Genomic DNA, 15,408 nt, shown 5'->3' on the forward strand with positions numbered 1-15,408 from the left:
ATCCCAAAACCACAGCTAAATGAAATCTATTCTATTACTCTTGCTCTTTTCTCTCGGATATTTTTTTCAAGCTGAAAAACCTATAGAAGTAAAAATCCTGCGCTCAGAATTTATTTACGAATCAGCCCCTTTTCCCGAATGCCATGCCTCCACTTTGATTGAAACGAATGATGGGATTTTGGCAGCATGGTTTGGAGGGACGCGAGAAAGAAATCCGGATGTCAGCATTTACACTGCCCGACTTTCGAATGGAAAATGGACTGCACCAGAATTGGTTGCGGACGGGGTAGTCGATGAAAAGCTACGCTATCCAACCTGGAATCCAGTTTTAGTTCAGAATAAACCGGATCAACTCACCCTATTTTATAAAGTTGGTCCAAGTCCCCGGGAATGGTGGGGAGCCTATAAAACCTCTTCAGACCAAGGGAAAACCTGGTCTTCAGAAGTAAAATTGGAAGATGGTTTTCTAGGTCCGATCAAGAACAAATCAGTATTCCTACCCAATGGCGATCTGCTCCATCCTTCGAGTTTCGAAACGGATAAGGTTTGGACGATTCATGTAGAGAAAAGCGATGCGAATCTTGAAAATTGGAGAAAAATTGAGATCGCCAATGGAAGCTTCAATGCCATTCAACCCACGGTACTTTTTCATCCAGGAGGGAAAATTCAACTTTTATCAAGAACCCAAGAAGGTAAAGTCGGAGTGAATTGGTCGGAAGATCAGGGCGAAACTTGGACTCGCGTGCAAGGAAGTTCGCTGATTAACAATAACTCAGGAATCGACGGGGTCACTTTGAAATCAGGCTATCAGCTTTTGCTTTGTAATCCTTTGACAAAGGGACGCAATAAACTGTCTCTGATGGGATCTGAAGATGGAATAAATTGGAAGGAATTATTGGTTTTGGAAAATCAGGCCTCAGGAGAATTCAGCTATCCGGCAATTATTCAAGCCAAAGACGGGACTGTTCACTTGACATACACCTACAATCGGAAGAAAATCAAATACGTCTCGCTCTCCCTTTAATTTTTCAAATTATGTTGCTCACTAAGCCATTTAAGGGAATTATTCCACCATTGATCACACCATTGAATCCAGACTTTTCGCTTGATTACGAAAGTCTAGCAAAGGTCATAGAGCATGTAATTGAAGGAGGAGTTCATGGGGTTTTCATCCTAGGTACGACGGGTGAATTTGCCAGTTTAAGGAGGGAAACTAAGGTGGAATTAATTGAAGAGACGACGAAACTCGTGGCAGGCAGAATTCCAGTCTTAGTGGGAATTACTGACTGCGCCTTTGAAGAGAGTTTGAACTTGGCCAAAATCGCCAAAGATTTCGGAGCAGATTCGGTGGTTGCTACCACGCCATTTTACATGAATATTGGTCAGGAAGAGTTAGTGAATTATTATGAGAAACTTGCGAATTCGATTGATTTGCCCCTATTCTTATACAATATGCCGGGCAATACGCATAAGCATATTTCAGCGGATACAGCAGCCAAACTTGCAACACATCCCAATATCATCGGGATCAAGGACAGTTCGGGTGATCCCTATACATTCCAAGCCTATCTAGAAGCGTTAAAGTCGTTTCCTGAGTTTTCAGTTTTGGTTGGACCGGAGGAAATCCTCGCGGATACACTTGCTATGGGAGGAAATGGAGGCGTCACTGGCGGAGCAAATCTTTTCCCAAAACTCTATGTGGCACTTTTTGAGGCTTTTGAAAAAGGCGAAAAAGATCGAGTTCAAGAATTACAGACGGTAATTCTTTATTTGAGTAAGCAGCTTTATCAAAACGAAAGGTATTCCTCCAGCTACCTCAAGGGCTTGAAAGCAGCGATGAGTTTTGAAGGCTTATGTCAAGGGATTTTGGCCTTACCTCTTGTGGCATTTAATCAGTCGGAAAAAGAAGAACTGAAGGAAAAATATAAAGCCGTAAAAAAGGCTGTTACAAAAGTCCTAGCTACCTAAAATTAAGACAAAAGTTTTCCAAGACTTATGAATCTACCTATTCTTGATTTAGCGATTTTTTTGGTTTACATGGTGGCGATTGTGGTTTTTGGGATTTCCTTTTCTTTCCGGAAAAGAACTGCAAATGACTTCAGCACCGGAGGAGGTCGACTTCCAGCTTGGGCATTAGGGATGTCGATTTTTGCGACTTTCGTGAGCAGTATCAGTTTTTTGGCTTTGCCTGGAAATGCTTTTGGTGGCAATTGGAACAGCTTTGTCTTCAGCCTTTCAATTCCGATAGCGGCTTGGATTGCTGTGAAATTCTTTGTGCCACTATATCGGCGATTCAACTCTGAATCTGCCTATTTTTACCTCGAGGAGCGATTTGGAACTTGGGCTAGAATCTACGCTTCTGTTTTCTACCTGCTTACGCAACTGGCTCGAATGGGCGCGATACTCTATTTGTTAGCCCTTCCAATGCAGGCGCTTTTTGGCTGGAGCATCCCGATTATCATTGCTTGCACAGGCTTGAGTGTGATCGTTTATTCCATGTTTGGAGGACTAGAAGCCGTCGTATGGACAGATGCGATACAGGGAATCGTATTGATCACAGGAGCCTTGGCTTGTCTGGGAGTGATTTTCTGGACTATTCCAGGAGGAGTTTCTGCAAGTTTAATTACCGCATTGGAAGCGGACAAATTCAGTTTGGGAAGTTTTGATTTTAACTTTTCGAACTCCACATTTTGGATGATTTTAGTCTATGGACTTTTTATCAATCTCCAAAATTTCGGAGTGGACCAAAGCTATGTGCAGCGCTACATTTCCGCCAAAACAGAAAAAGATGCCATCAAATCCACTTGGCTGGGCGCTTTGCTTTATGTTCCAGTTTCCTTTTTGTTTTTCCTGATTGGCACTTCGCTTTGGGTTTTCTATCAAGTTCAACCAGAATTATTATCCATAGAAATTGCATCTAAAGCCGATCAGGTATTCCCGTATTTCATCGTAAACCAATTACCTGCGGGACTGACCGGATTATTGATTGCAGCCATTTTCGCAGCAGGGATGAGCACGGTTTCGACCAGTATTAACAGTTCGGCAACTTTGATTCTTTCCGATCACTTTAAAAAATACATCCATCCAAATCCTTCAGAAAAAACATCCTTACGAGTACTTCGAATAGCTTCCTTGGTAATGGGCTTGTCCAGTATTTTGATCGGCTGGGCATTTAACGGAGTGGAAAGCGCACTGGAAACCTGGTGGGCTTTGGCCTCGATCTTTAGCGGGGGAGTTTTGGGATTATTCCTTTTGGGATTTATCCTGAGGAAAACTACCAGTCGCCAAGCGGGACTCGCAGTTCTTGGAGGAGTTTTGGTGATTGGTTGGATGAGTTTACCTGCGATTCTCAAGCTTGCCGGAACTGATTTCTCCTGGAGTCAGCCGCTTCATTCCAATATGACGATCGTGATGGGTACGCTGACAATTTTTGTGATTGGATTCGTATTGAGTTCATTTTCAAAATCCAACTCAAAGTGATTCTCCAAAATTTCCCAAATTTCACTATTCGTTATTCATCATTCGATATTTCGAAAATTGAGACTGAAAATTTAGAGATTAGAGATTCAGAACTAGCCCAAGCATTGTCTTCACTCGCGTTTGTCAAAAATTGATTCATCAGTCTGAATACTTTTTCAAAGCTGTTGGTGAGACTGGAACCTTGGCGGTGGCGATGAAGCGAGAATCAGGGCAATGGAAAAAGGTCCAAGTCGATAAACTTGAACCTTTCAAAATTTGAAATAGGAAAGATATCACCTTAAATCAAAGTTATCTTGAACTTCAATTTCCCTTCCACAGGCCCTCTTGGTTCGTATTTAAAATAAAATTTATTGGAATAGTATTCACCTCGGATTAATGTATCGATCTTTCCTTGAGCTTTGAATTTGTAGATATTATTGATAATTATTTCCCCCTCCAATTCTCCTTCAATATCCAATTTATAGTAATTGATATAATCCCCACAATCCGTAAAGTCAATTTTTTCATCATAGGGGGCATTCAAATCAAATTGAGCTACTTCGTACTGGCATTCTTCTCTGGGAGAGCATCCAATGAATGAATAGCAAGCGCACAAAATTAGTAGTAGAACTTTCCGCATTATTGAAAAATTAAATTTGGACCTAGTAAAACGAAACCTGTTATCCTCAATCATTCCAAAATCACCTTAAAGGTCAATTCCCCTTTTACTTCTCCCAAAGGTCTGTAATAGAAGTTAAAACGATCCGAATAGTACTCAGCTGTAATTAAGGTATCATAATGACCTTTCCCTTCAACTTTGAAAGACTCTCCAACAAGAAAATCTCCATACACCTCGCCTGAAATACGAATGCTGTGGTAAGTCACCTGTTTTAAACCACAAGCCGAAAAATCTAATTCTTCTTTGTAATTGTTATTCAGGTCAAAACTACTTACGTGTCTTTCACAGACTTTGCCTGTGCAAGCTGATAAGACTAGCCCAAATAAAAATAACATAGACAAGGTCGATAGTTTAATTACAAAAGCCATAAGAACTAATTATTTCAGAATTTCTTGTGATACCGTTATCTTCCCTTCGTGGGAATATAATTTTTAATCCTCCATTTCTTAAACTTGAAAGAATCTCTTCAATCAAAATTTGATTGTCGTTAAAATTATTAATAGACAAATTTAAATTTTTACTACCTATTTCTCTTCCAATCGAATTATTGTGAAGATCCATATTTTTTTCTAGGTCATTATACCCAGAACATTCATGTGCAGTTGCAAGCAATATTGCAAGGTCCAAAGGAACAGTTATTACATTTAAAGCATTCCAATAGGCATGCCTGAATGCATCACCACAATTATTCCAGGTATCCAATATGATTGGACTAAATAACCCTTTGGTATGCTCTTCAGCCCAAACACTATTGTTAAAGATTTGAATTATAGAATTAAATCTGTGCAAATTAGAAACAACAACCTCTTTCTCACAATCATTTATTGTTCGAAATACGTTTTCTAAATACGCAATTGCCTTATCTTCCTCCTCCTCACAATCCACTGGCAAATCAATGATATTCCCATCAGGAACTTCGCAAGGATCAGCTTCAGGTGGAGTTGTTCCTCCTCCGCCACCCCATCCTTCATCGTCGAGGACTGGTGGAGTCGTTTCATAATATTCGCATTCCATGGTAACATACCTATCCAAAACTTGTCGATCGCTACAACCAAACCCCTCTTGGCAAGTAACCTGATACTCAGTATAAGTTACTTCATAACAAACAGACTCTAGTAATACTTTTGAATTTTCTTGACTGGTCTTTTGATTGTCTTTTTTTACAGGCTTGATTCTTTTGACCTTTTCACCAGCCTTGATTCTCCAGCCTCCAATAAGTTTTTCATTCCATTTGTAAAACAAATACTTTCCTGAAAAGTCAGCAGGTATTTTTTGATATCCTCCAGCCAGAAAATCTGCCAGTTTAAATTTCCTTTCTGCATCATCCGGATAGATTTTTAGGATATAAGGAACATAATTTCCATTTGCTTTTGGGAATAATATCAAAGTGTGAAGAATGGTCTCTTCAGAAAAGGAAGGCCCGATCAAATGCTCCGGCACTATTAAATCCTCATAGTCCAATTGCACTTCGATTACCTTTTTACCATCAGCTTGAATGTAAGTTTTGGCTCTATCCCAGTTTACTTTTTTTCGAATTTCCTTGGCATTGATTCTTGCATTTGCAGAGCCTTGATCCCAAAAGGAGGTTTCATTGGACTCAAACCAAGTCTTTGCAGCTAAGACTTCGGATGAGATTGGGATTTCATAATTATCTGTTTCATCCTCAATACATGAGGTGAAGAGGTACGCTATGCTACAAAAAGCAAAAACAGCTAATAAAAGGTTGTTTTTGGTTGTTTTTGGTTGTTTTTGGTTATCATATTTAAAAATTAAATTTTTACAATTAAAAAATAGTTTTCAACTATTGCAAATTAAGTTTGACTAAAATTCTGATTTCCTTACACTTTTAATTTTTGTAGTTTGATATTCAGGAAATTAAACTTGAAATGCAATTACTTTAAAAACTTGTTATCAAAGAACAGCTTCAGCAGCTTAACCAATTCTTTGAATCCGGTTCGTGATGACACGAACCACGGCGGCGGTGATAAAGCCAAAATCTTTCTTCTATACGGATAATAGCTTTTTAAGGCGCGTGGGGAGGGCGCAATAGCGGGCCGGCGCTGGGCTGTGCGGCAGAAGCTTTATTGCGTCTTGTCCCGATAGCAATCGGGATTGGTTCTTTTTTGCCAAGAAAAAAGAACAGGAAGAATTAGAAAATATCAAGGAATAATTTATACGAGATCTTTCGCTGTTCGTGAAGACACAAACAGTAGCGATGCCTAATATTTCCCTCCTTTCACATTTTTTAATTCAGAGCTATTCCTTCAATTTCCTACTTTAACTCTTGGAAACCGACGTCTTAAAAACCCGATGCTTGAAATCTCCCACTTCAAAAAGGCTTATTCTACTGGATTCGAACTGAAATTCGACTCGCTTCAGCTACCAAAGGGAATCCATCTAATTAAGGGGGAGAATGGAAGCGGGAAGTCCACTTTGCTCAAAGCAATATCAGGGATTCATTCTTTTGAGGGCGAGATAAGTCTCAATGGAATTTCCCTTAAATTAGAACCCATACGGTTTCGGAAAATGGTCAACTACTCAGATGCTGAGCCCATGTTTCCTGACTTCTTGAATCTGGATGAATTGATTGCTTTTGTGGCGGATACCAAAGGAGCTGATGTTGCTCAAATCAGACACTTGAAAACAGAATTGGGAATTGGCGATTATGCTAAAAATCCCCTTGCCTCCTACTCCTCCGGAATGCTCAAGAAAGCAGGATTGATTTTGGCATTTCTTGGAAATCCTCAACTGATCATTTTGGATGAGCCATTTACCACCATTGACGTGGAAACTCAGGATCGCCTTAAAAAATTGGTACTTTCTTATGTTGTCGATGGCAAAAGCTTTTTGATCACTTCCCATTTGGCAGACTTTGAAAAACTTTTTGAATACCGCTCCATTCTGGAAATCGCGGATGGAAAACTGAGCAAGGTTTATGGATGATTTCTATACCAAATCTTTCGTAATCCCATTTTATAAAGCCTTTCTTGGCTTTTTCATTCTAGTTATTTTAATCTCCACAGTTTTCATGGAGTTCAAACAGCATGTCTTGCTTGCAGAGCGGGTCCTAGAAAATGATCAATTTTTCCTCGGGGTTCTCGGGGCTTTTTTGACTTTTGAAATCTTCCAAGAGCGCTACCAACTCAATCAGATGAATGATTTGCGCTATCGAGTTTTTCATTCACTAGCCTTCTTTTCTATTCCGAAATTATTGAAAATACAGCTCAGTATTTGGACCAAAACACATGCATTACTCTTGATTTATGCAGTATTTCTAAGTTATATCGGTTTACAATCTCAAAGTCTGCTAAAGCCTATTCTACTCTGGTTCTTTGTTCTTGGAGTTTTTAGTCTGGATTTTAGCCTGTTCTATTTCAAACTCAGGCGTCCTTTTCCCGATAAGGTGATTTCAAAAGCTATCCTATTTCCAAGGATTCCATTCGGCTTTTGGTTTCTGAAACATTTAGCAACTAATAGACCAATGCTGATTATTGCGGTCAAACTCGTTTCATTGATCTTATTGAATGGCTTCTTTTTCTCCTATGAGTCCGGAGGATACGATCTGAGATGGATTGCCTTTGGCTTGCTATGCGCTGCGTTTATTCACTTTCCAGTTTGGTTGGAAAAGGTAAGATTTGATGCAGAAGAATTGAGCTATTTCTTAAATCTTCCCCGATTCCTATTCTTAAAAATCCGCCATCAGCTCACCAGCATAGTGCTCTTTATCTTACCGGAGTTGATCCTGATTGGAATCAAATTCAATGGAGAAGAACTTGGGCTTATCGTACTAAACCTAAGTTTCTTCTTTGTCTCGATGAATCTCGGCTTGCTCGGCCTAGTCGTATTTCAATCCCAACACATCGATTGGACCAAAGCAATCATTGGAGCGTTCTTTCTGATATTCTTAATGATCCTATTCAGCGTACCTTTTTATTTGATTGCATTTTTTGGATTGGCAGCTTTCATTTTAGCGGTAAAAAATCCCTATCGGATTTAAGTTGGAGCCAAGTGAGTGCCTTTACTCACGCATATCAAAAAAACAGCTTAAGCAGCTTAAACAATTAAGGTCCCTAAAAAACAACCCGTGGCGATAGCAAAATAAAATTCTTTAAGCCTTTCATTTTGACCTTTGCTGTCTTACTGGTTAAAAAACCTTCGTGTCCGCCGTGTTTTCCTCTGCGACCTTGGTGGTTGAAAATAATTTACTGCGTTTCGTGAGACACGAACCGCGGCGGAGACAAATCATAAATCTAATATCCCAAATCTAAAATCCCCTCACATCTCCTTCAACTCTCCCACCACTTTGGTAATCGTCTGCTTGGCATCCCCGGTAAGCATCATAACCACAAGCTGAAAAATCTAATTCCTTTTCGTAATTGTTATTCAAGTCAAATCTCCGTAGGCTGCTCGCATCTACTTATTGAAAAACTGGTCAGCACTACCACACGAGAAGGTGCTCCGGTATTTGCAGTACAAACTCTCCCATCCCCTTCATCATCAGGCACCAAATCTCTGAAATCGAAGTAAAATCTTTGCTTAAATAGCTCATTGTCCTTATCCAAAGGAAAATCAAAGTAAGTCCAGAATTCGCTTTCCTTAGGAATTCTCAGGCCTATTACATTAGATTCGCGCTTCCCGTTAATATCAAAATATGAATCGACTGACGTGTTGGTCACTTTCACGATGACTCCTCCAAGGCATGAGATACCATATAGCTCTGATCCTACCTCCTTATATGGTACAACGAACCCTTCATAAGGCAAGCAATTCACCTCTTTCTTATCACAACTGATCAGCCCGAAAATAAGTAATCCTAATAAAACACTTCTAAAGAGAAGATTAAGGCATGTTAAATTTAAATTTTTCATAGTTTGTGCTTTTTAATGTTTTAGGCTATTCGATAAGTATTTGCTCTCTGGTCAATTCTCCTTCTATCATCACATGTACAAAGTAAATACCTTTGCGTAGTTGACTTACATTGAATTCAAATCTTGCTCCGTTGCGAGAGCCAATGGCTACTTCTTTTCCTTCGTTGTTTAAAAGTATGGCAGATTCTATCAACGGCGCAATTTCTTTTGAAGCATCTGGACTCATTGCTTTTAGTTCAACACTGAATTGATCCTGGGGAGGATTTGGATAAATAATAAGACCAAATGAGCTATTACATCCGAAAGTTTTTTTGCTCAAAAAGAAGTTATAGTTTGGCCCTTGTCCACAACTGTTTGATGCACGAACCGAAATAGTGAGCGAATTGGAATAATTTTGCGGGTAAGTAAAATCCAAAGTGTTGGTACCTACCCAATGTGCAATACCTGATGGAACCGTCCAGCTGGCATTCCCTACATTGCCACCGACAGGGGTCACATTCAGCCAATTATTTCCTGGACATACCTGCATGTTCATCCCTGTGAAATAGGACATATTATTGACACGCATATTGGTGATCTGCGGAGTACCTACCCAGAACGTTCTCTGAACCGCAATATTTCCACAGGCACCTGCCACGGTGAAAGTCAAAGTAGCCTGACCAGAAGAAAAAGATGACGGGTTTAATGTAGCACTGCTTCCAGTTCCAGAAGTACTCCCTGTAAAAAGACTTGAAGGACTGACAGACCAAGTGACAGAGCTGCTCGGCGGTAGGTTTTGTAAACTGAAAGAATTTGAGGAACAGAGTAGATCAGTTCCAACTATTGGTAAACTTGCTTGAACAGCAGCCTGCGCATTAAGTCTTCCGAAACCAAATGTATTATCAAACCCACTTGGTCCCATATCGGTAGCAGTATTTTGAAGGATTGATCTGAGTAGTTGTAATGTTAAATTTGGATTTCGAGATAGCATCAAAGCCGCTACCCCTGATACTTGTGGAGCAGCGGCAGAAGTTCCACCAAAAGTATTAGTGTAATTCCCAGGATCGTAACCAGCAACCCCCATTCGGTCAGTTGTGACTACGTCTCCATTACCATCAAGATTTCCACTCGGAGCCACCAAATCCATTTGAGAGCCTCTGCTACTATAGTTCCAGATATTCCCATTTTTATTTATGGCACCTATAGTAATTACTCCATTTAAATCTGCTGGATACACAACTCCCGAAAAAATCCCATTGGAATTTCCGGATGAAAATATTACCACGGCACCTAAACCCGCTCTTCCTAGGGTCATTGCAGCATTAATTGTATTATTTATATCTGGATTCGAAATACCACCATTCCAAGAATTACTCAAAATGTGCGCATTTCCAAATTCTGGACGCCAAGCATGGGTAATGGCCGAAGCAATTTCTACACTAGAGGCAGCCCCAGAAGGATTATTAGAATCGGAGTTGTAAGGAAAAATATTTATCGGAATTATCTGGGAATTTGGAGCAATCCCTTTTATCCCGTAAGGATTATTGTGAGTGGCTGCGATGATACCAGCACAGGCCATTCCATGCGCCCTATAAGCTTGTACAGGTAAACCGTTGGTGTTATTGACACCTGGTGTAAATCCAGCTAATACTCTTCCATCAAAATCCTCATGATTTTCAACTCCATCATCAATGACTGCAACTCTTATATTATTACAACCAAGGGTAATTGCCCACGCCTCAGGTGCGTTTATGTCAATATTAGTTGTGCCTCCAGCTTGACCAGTATTATTTAAATAGTATTGATTTGGATACAAGGGATCGTTTGACTTCACAATTAAGTGAATAAAATTTGGAGTACTCCATTCTACATTTTCATTTTCTTTGATTTCATTGGCAATATTCACAGTTTCCTCTGCATTCTTTACTTTAAAAAGATGTGCCCCGTAATTCGTTTCAAGAACAAATTTCAAGTCGTATTTTTCTGAGATAAGTTTCAGATCTTCCTGATTTTTAAATTTTATTGATATTTCGTCAGTAATGAAAGAAGTTCCACTTTTACCGGGAATTCTAATTGCACTAATTTTCGAAACAGTTTTTGTAAATTCTTGGAGCATCTTTGCCTCTGATCTCACTATTAGCTGCACAATAGAGTCATTTTCCAATCGAAAGGCTTGAGATTCAGAAATTTGACTGATTGGATTATCTCGACTGATATCCTTATTGTTCAACTCAATTAAAAAATAAGATGAATCAATTTCGTAATCAATTTTAGTTTCTCCGTCCCAGTAATACCGATCTTGCTCTTTATCAAGAAAAGAAGCGTAAAAAATTCTAAAAATTAGAATTGCAATCGAACTTATTAAAATAGCTCTCATAAGAATAATGATTTTAAAATTACAATTTATTAATATCTTAGTCTATAAAATTAAAAATTAACTGGTTTGAAATATTCCTTTTATTCCATTTAAAATTAAGTGTCGGGGGCAACAGATATACAGTCTTTTTTTTGAATTTTTTCTTTATCGTGTTTAGTTTGATTTCCTTAACGGCTTGTCTATAAACATGGTTACGCCGAAAAATAAGTTATTTCAAAAAAGTTACCTGCGGCGATATCAAAATAAAATCCTTTAAGCCTTTCATTTTGACCTTTGCGGTTTTTGTGGTTAAAAAACCTTCGTATCCTCCGTGCTAACCTCTGCGACCTTGGCGGTTGAAAATAATTTATTACAGTTCGTGAAGACACGAACCGCGGCCTTGGCAGAGACAAATCGGAAATCTCAAATCTTAAATCATATATCCCCTCACATTTCCTTCATCTCACTCACCACTTTGGTAATGGTCTGCTTTGCATCTCCGAAAAGCATCAGGCAGTTTGGATAGCCGAAAAGCTCATTTTCGATTCCTGCATAGCCTTTTCCCATACTTCGCTTACTTACGATGACTGTTTTGGCTTTATCCGCATTTAAGATCGGCATCCCAAAGATTGGACTCTGAGGATTAGTTCGAGCAGCTGGATTCACCACATCATTTGCTCCAACTACGAAGACCAAGTCCGTATTTGGAAACTCATCATTGATCGCTTCCATTTCGATCAATTTGTCATAGGAAATATTCGCCTCCGCCAGCAAGACATTCATATGTCCTGGCATCCTTCCCGCGACAGGATGAATCGCGAACTTGAAATCGATATTTCGCTTTTCGCACTGCTCCATCAACTCTCGAATCACATGCTGAGCTTGCGCGACAGCCATTCCATATCCTGGCACTACCAAAACAGATGAAGCCGAATCAAATAACATCGCGGTCTCTTCGACTCCGATTTCTTTGACGACGATCTGTGGACCATCAGCTGCCGGTCCGGAAACAGTCTGGCCAAAACCTCCCAACAAGACATTGGTCAATGATCGGTTCATGGCTTTGCACATGATCTGAGTCAGGATAATTCCCGAAGCCCCCACCAGCGAACCTGCGACGATGAGCACATTATTATTCAAAATAAAACCAGTAGCACAGGCTGCCATTCCCGAGTAGGAATTCAAAAGCGAAATCACAACAGGCATATCTGCTCCACCGATCGGAATCACAGTCAGGACACCCAAAAGCAAGGAAATCACAATCAATGCAATCATGAAAACCGGATTACCTGGATTCAAATAAGCCAAGACTCCGGCAATAATAAAGGCAATCAGCAGAATCAAATTTATCGGATGTTGTCCTTTGAAGGTGATCGGTGAACCGGAAATTTTCCCATCCAATTTTAGATAAGCGATCATAGAACCTGTAAAAGTCACGCCACCGATCAAAACCGAAACGATAATACTGATCGAATTCACCGAATCAGGATAGGTCTCCATGGCTTGGGTTTTCAGGAAATAATCTGAAAGCGCTACTGCAAAAGAAGCTAAACCTCCAAAACCATTGAACAAAGCGACCATTTCAGGGATTTTGGTCATCTCCACTTTCTTAGAGACATAGAGTCCAATCGCTCCTCCAATCAAAATGCAGACAAAAATCTCCACAAATGAAAGGATATTCACTGTGTACAAAGTCGCCGCGATGGCAATCAGCATCCCAACAGCGGAATACACATTTCCTTCTCGTGCACTTTTGGTTTTACCCAATTTTTTGATCCCGAGGATAAACAAAATCGAGGAGATCAGATAGGCTACTTGGATCAGGATGCTCATTTCTTCTTAAACATTTTAAGCATGCGATCAGTCACTGCGTAACCGCCGACCACATTGATGGTGGCTAAGATTAAGGCGAGCATTCCCAGCCATTTGCTCAAAGTTCCATAGCCCATTTCATTGCAGGCGATCAAGGCTCCGACAATGGTGATTCCAGAGATCGCGTTCGAACCGGACATCAATGGGGTATGAAGCGTTGGCGGCACTTTAGTGATCAGTTCAAAGCCGAGGTAACTCGCTAAGACCAATATGTAGAGGAGTATAATAAGTGAATCTGCATTCATAGCTATTGGATTTAGAGATTCAGGATTTTTTGAGTGAATTCATGGATCAAAACACCATCATGGGTGATTACCGAACCTCGGGTGATTTCTTCGTCTAAGTCAATATTCAAACCGTCTTTGGTACTCAGGTGAAGTAAAAGCGTGCTGATATTGGTACTGTACAATTGACTGGCATTGACAGGAAGCAGTGAAGGCAGGTTAGACTCTCCTACCAGCGTAACTCCATGTTTAACGACCGTTTTATTGATTTCTGAGATTTCACAGTTTCCTCCTGACTCTACCGCCATATCCACGATCACCGAACCGGCTTTCATACTTTTCACCATTTCTTCAGTGACTAGAATCGGAGATTTTTTCCCCATCACCAAAGCGGTAGTAATGACTAAGTCAGCATCTTTGATTTTATCTTCGATTAGTTTTTTCTGCTTCGCCAAAAATTCTGACGAAACCTCGGCTGCATATCCTCCTTCAACTTTTACTTGTTCCGCTCCCTCCACGATCAAAAATCTTCCGCCTAGCGATTCCACTTGCTCTTTGGTTTCGGGTCGCACATCCGTTACTTCGACGATCGCACCCAGACGCTTTGCCGTAGCGATCGCTTGCAATCCTGCCACGCCTGCTCCAAAAATCAAAACCTTGGCAGGAGTGATCGTGCCTGAGGCAGTCATGAGCAGTGGAAAGATTTTTCCAAGATAGTTCGCTCCCAAAATCACAGCTTTATAACCAGCGAGATTCGCTTGGGAACTTAATGCATCCATTTTCTGAGCTCTAGAGATTCGCGGAACAGCATCCATGGAAATGGCTGTGATCTTCTTTTGGAGAAAAGCTTTGACCAAATCAGGATGGGTGTAGGCATATAAAAACGAAATGCAGGTTGCGCCTTCTTTTGCCCCAGCCACCTCTTCCAAGGTCATCGGATTCACCTTCAAAATGACATCCGAAGCCAATACTTCCGCCTTTGAACGGATTTGAGCACCTGCATCTAAAAACTCCTGATCTGAAAAATAAGAATCAGCTCCTGCTCCAGATTCAACCCAAACTTGGTATTCTTTCTTGATCAATAACTTCACACCATCTGGACTCAACGCTACTCTTCGCTCAAATTCCTTGGTTTCTTTTAGTACTCCGATTTTCATTTTTCAACGTTTGAACAGTGTATTTTAAAATTTACCATTCTTGATTAATACCTAAAGTAATTTTTTAAGTAGCATTTTACCATCCTGTGCTGAAAAAGTTACATCATTATTTGCGATATCGATTTCGATCTCAGTCATTTTATACTTTTTTGACAAAAAAAAGGAGCTGCCTAATCAGCAACTCCTTAAAAATTAAATTTTAAAAAGGTTAAAGAATATTTCCGTTTTCATCAGTTTTAATCCTAATCCTATTATTTCCCTTCTCCAAAACAAGTTTATATTCTTTCTTGGTAACTCCCAGTTTGCTATGGTAATTGACCAAATAAGCATCATGGGTGATTTTCCAACCAGGGTATTCTTTCGCTGCTGCTTTGGAAACGGCTAAGGGAAGCTTAACATTTTCGTATTTCTCAATCGTGCGCAACAAATTACCATCATCGTCATAGGCTGCGAGGATTTTCCCTTTTGGAATAAAAAATGAGATAAAATATTTGTCATATTCATCTTCATAATATTCCGAATCCCTAACGTCATAGGAAGTCGCATACCGCTCGAGAAGCTGTACTGTTTGAGCAGCAGAGCTATTATTAACATCATCCAAATATTTGTAATTTTTTGCTGACACTTCAACCTCCGGCAAAGTGACTACCTGGGCAAACAACGGAATAGAAATCCCGAAAGCGAATAAAGCAAGAATGATCTTTTTCATGGCTTTGAGTAATTTTAGTTTAAAATGAATTTCCGCTCTTAATCATGCAAAGGCATGTTTTAGCATGTATAAATTTACCCAAACCGAAAAGCCCAAACACTGATC

14 protein-coding genes are annotated in these 15,408 nt (G+C 39.9%); 5 read left to right on the top strand and 9 right to left on the bottom strand.

The features are described 5' to 3' along the window. Positions 1 to 19 precede the first annotated feature (19 nt). Genes BVC88_RS08925 through BVC88_RS08935 form a run of 3 tightly spaced genes read left to right on the top strand, consistent with a single transcriptional unit; the run spans position 20 to position 3,480 of the window. Entirely contained in the window at positions 20 to 1,024 is a 1,005-nt protein-coding gene (locus BVC88_RS08925; RefSeq protein WP_075350336.1) for a sialidase family protein, read from the top strand. Between the two features lie 11 nt (positions 1,025 to 1,035). Continuing rightward, positions 1,036 to 1,968, top strand: a complete 933-nt coding sequence (locus BVC88_RS08930; RefSeq protein WP_075350337.1) for a dihydrodipicolinate synthase family protein — start codon at positions 1,036 to 1,038, stop codon at positions 1,966 to 1,968. A gap of 27 nt (positions 1,969 to 1,995) precedes the next feature. After that, positions 1,996 to 3,480, top strand: a complete 1,485-nt coding sequence (locus BVC88_RS08935) for a sodium:solute symporter (protein WP_075350338.1) — start codon at positions 1,996 to 1,998, stop codon at positions 3,478 to 3,480. A 277-nt stretch (positions 3,481 to 3,757) separates the two neighbouring features. On the opposite strand, the gene BVC88_RS08940 is transcribed toward BVC88_RS08935, so the two are convergent. The 3 genes from BVC88_RS08940 to BVC88_RS08950 are packed head-to-tail and all read right to left on the bottom strand — an operon-like array spanning position 3,758 to position 5,605. Beyond that, positions 3,758 to 4,099, bottom strand: coding sequence for a hypothetical protein (locus tag BVC88_RS08940; RefSeq protein WP_139316550.1), 342 nt, complete (start codon positions 4,097 to 4,099; stop codon positions 3,758 to 3,760). 50 nt (positions 4,100 to 4,149) lie between these two features. Continuing rightward, positions 4,150 to 4,473, bottom strand: coding sequence for a hypothetical protein (locus BVC88_RS08945; RefSeq protein ID WP_075350340.1), 324 nt, complete (start codon positions 4,471 to 4,473; stop codon positions 4,150 to 4,152). 16 nt (positions 4,474 to 4,489) lie between these two features. After that, complete coding sequence (locus tag BVC88_RS08950; protein ID WP_075350341.1) at positions 4,490 to 5,605, bottom strand: DUF6973 domain-containing protein; 1,116 nt, start codon at positions 5,603 to 5,605, stop codon at positions 4,490 to 4,492. A gap of 843 nt (positions 5,606 to 6,448) precedes the next feature. On the opposite strand from BVC88_RS08950, the gene BVC88_RS08955 reads away from it, so the two are divergent. Together BVC88_RS08955 and BVC88_RS08960 are read left to right on the top strand one after the other, a co-directional pair. Beyond that, on the top strand, positions 6,449 to 7,081 hold the full coding sequence (locus BVC88_RS08955; protein WP_075350342.1) for an ABC transporter ATP-binding protein: 633 nt from the start codon (positions 6,449 to 6,451) through the stop codon (positions 7,079 to 7,081). Continuing rightward, on the top strand, positions 7,074 to 8,135 hold the full coding sequence (locus tag BVC88_RS08960) for a hypothetical protein (RefSeq protein ID WP_075350343.1): 1,062 nt from the start codon (positions 7,074 to 7,076) through the stop codon (positions 8,133 to 8,135). The genes BVC88_RS08955 and BVC88_RS08960 overlap by 8 nt, the downstream gene beginning before the upstream one ends. Before the next feature lie 391 nt (positions 8,136 to 8,526). Here the strand turns inward: BVC88_RS08960 and BVC88_RS08965 are convergent, their stop codons facing one another. The 6 genes from BVC88_RS08965 to BVC88_RS08990 all read right to left on the bottom strand — a co-directional run bounded on the left by BVC88_RS08965 (position 8,527) and on the right by BVC88_RS08990 (position 15,303). Continuing rightward, a complete protein-coding gene (locus BVC88_RS08965) occupies positions 8,527 to 9,006 on the bottom strand; it encodes a hypothetical protein (RefSeq protein ID WP_075350344.1) in 480 nt (159 codons plus the stop codon). Between the two features lie 25 nt (positions 9,007 to 9,031). After that, entirely contained in the window at positions 9,032 to 11,362 is a 2,331-nt protein-coding gene (locus tag BVC88_RS08970) for a S8 family serine peptidase (RefSeq protein WP_075350345.1), read from the bottom strand. Between the two features lie 426 nt (positions 11,363 to 11,788). Continuing rightward, on the bottom strand, positions 11,789 to 13,174 hold the full coding sequence (locus tag BVC88_RS08975) for an NAD(P)(+) transhydrogenase (Re/Si-specific) subunit beta (RefSeq protein ID WP_075350346.1): 1,386 nt from the start codon (positions 13,172 to 13,174) through the stop codon (positions 11,789 to 11,791). Continuing rightward, positions 13,171 to 13,458, bottom strand: coding sequence for an NAD(P) transhydrogenase subunit alpha (locus BVC88_RS08980; protein WP_075350347.1), 288 nt, complete (start codon positions 13,456 to 13,458; stop codon positions 13,171 to 13,173). The genes BVC88_RS08975 and BVC88_RS08980 overlap by 4 nt, the downstream gene beginning before the upstream one ends. Positions 13,459 to 13,469: 11 nt before the next feature. After that, the gene (locus BVC88_RS08985; RefSeq protein WP_075350348.1) at positions 13,470 to 14,594 is read right to left on the bottom strand and encodes a Re/Si-specific NAD(P)(+) transhydrogenase subunit alpha; all 1,125 of its coding nucleotides are present in this window, start codon (positions 14,592 to 14,594) and stop codon (positions 13,470 to 13,472) included. A 208-nt stretch (positions 14,595 to 14,802) separates the two neighbouring features. After that, positions 14,803 to 15,303: a nicotinate-nucleotide adenylyltransferase gene (locus tag BVC88_RS08990; RefSeq protein WP_075350349.1), complete on the bottom strand. Its 501-nt coding sequence runs from the start codon at positions 15,301 to 15,303 to the stop codon at positions 14,803 to 14,805. Positions 15,304 to 15,408: the final 105 nt, after the last annotated feature.

The sequence above is a fragment of the Algoriphagus marinus genome (assembly GCF_001936475.1).
Lineage (GTDB): Bacteria > Bacteroidota > Bacteroidia > Cytophagales > Cyclobacteriaceae > Algoriphagus > Algoriphagus marinus.

Bases quoted from the DNA above. Each gene is read 5' to 3' on its own strand.
- BVC88_RS08940 (WP_139316550.1), bottom strand. From the start codon at position 4,099: ATGCGGAAAGTTCTACTACTAATTTTGTGCGCTTGCTATTCATTCATT.
- BVC88_RS08955 (WP_075350342.1), top strand. From the start codon at position 6,449: ATGCTTGAAATCTCCCACTTCAAAAAGGCTTATTCTACTGGATTCGAA.
- BVC88_RS08990 (WP_075350349.1), bottom strand. From the start codon at position 15,303: ATGAAAAAGATCATTCTTGCTTTATTCGCTTTCGGGATTTCTATTCCG.
- BVC88_RS08985 (WP_075350348.1), bottom strand. From the start codon at position 14,594: ATGAAAATCGGAGTACTAAAAGAAACCAAGGAATTTGAGCGAAGAGTA.
- BVC88_RS08925 (WP_075350336.1), top strand. From the start codon at position 20: ATGAAATCTATTCTATTACTCTTGCTCTTTTCTCTCGGATATTTTTTT.
- BVC88_RS08965 (WP_075350344.1), bottom strand. From the start codon at position 9,006: ATGAAAAATTTAAATTTAACATGCCTTAATCTTCTCTTTAGAAGTGTT.
- BVC88_RS08970 (WP_075350345.1), bottom strand. From the start codon at position 11,362: ATGAGAGCTATTTTAATAAGTTCGATTGCAATTCTAATTTTTAGAATT.
- BVC88_RS08930 (WP_075350337.1), top strand. From the start codon at position 1,036: ATGTTGCTCACTAAGCCATTTAAGGGAATTATTCCACCATTGATCACA.
- BVC88_RS08945 (WP_075350340.1), bottom strand. From the start codon at position 4,473: ATGTTATTTTTATTTGGGCTAGTCTTATCAGCTTGCACAGGCAAAGTC.
- BVC88_RS08980 (WP_075350347.1), bottom strand. From the start codon at position 13,458: ATGAATGCAGATTCACTTATTATACTCCTCTACATATTGGTCTTAGCG.
- BVC88_RS08960 (WP_075350343.1), top strand. From the start codon at position 7,074: ATGGATGATTTCTATACCAAATCTTTCGTAATCCCATTTTATAAAGCC.
- BVC88_RS08975 (WP_075350346.1), bottom strand. From the start codon at position 13,174: ATGAGCATCCTGATCCAAGTAGCCTATCTGATCTCCTCGATTTTGTTT.
- BVC88_RS08935 (WP_075350338.1), top strand. From the start codon at position 1,996: ATGAATCTACCTATTCTTGATTTAGCGATTTTTTTGGTTTACATGGTG.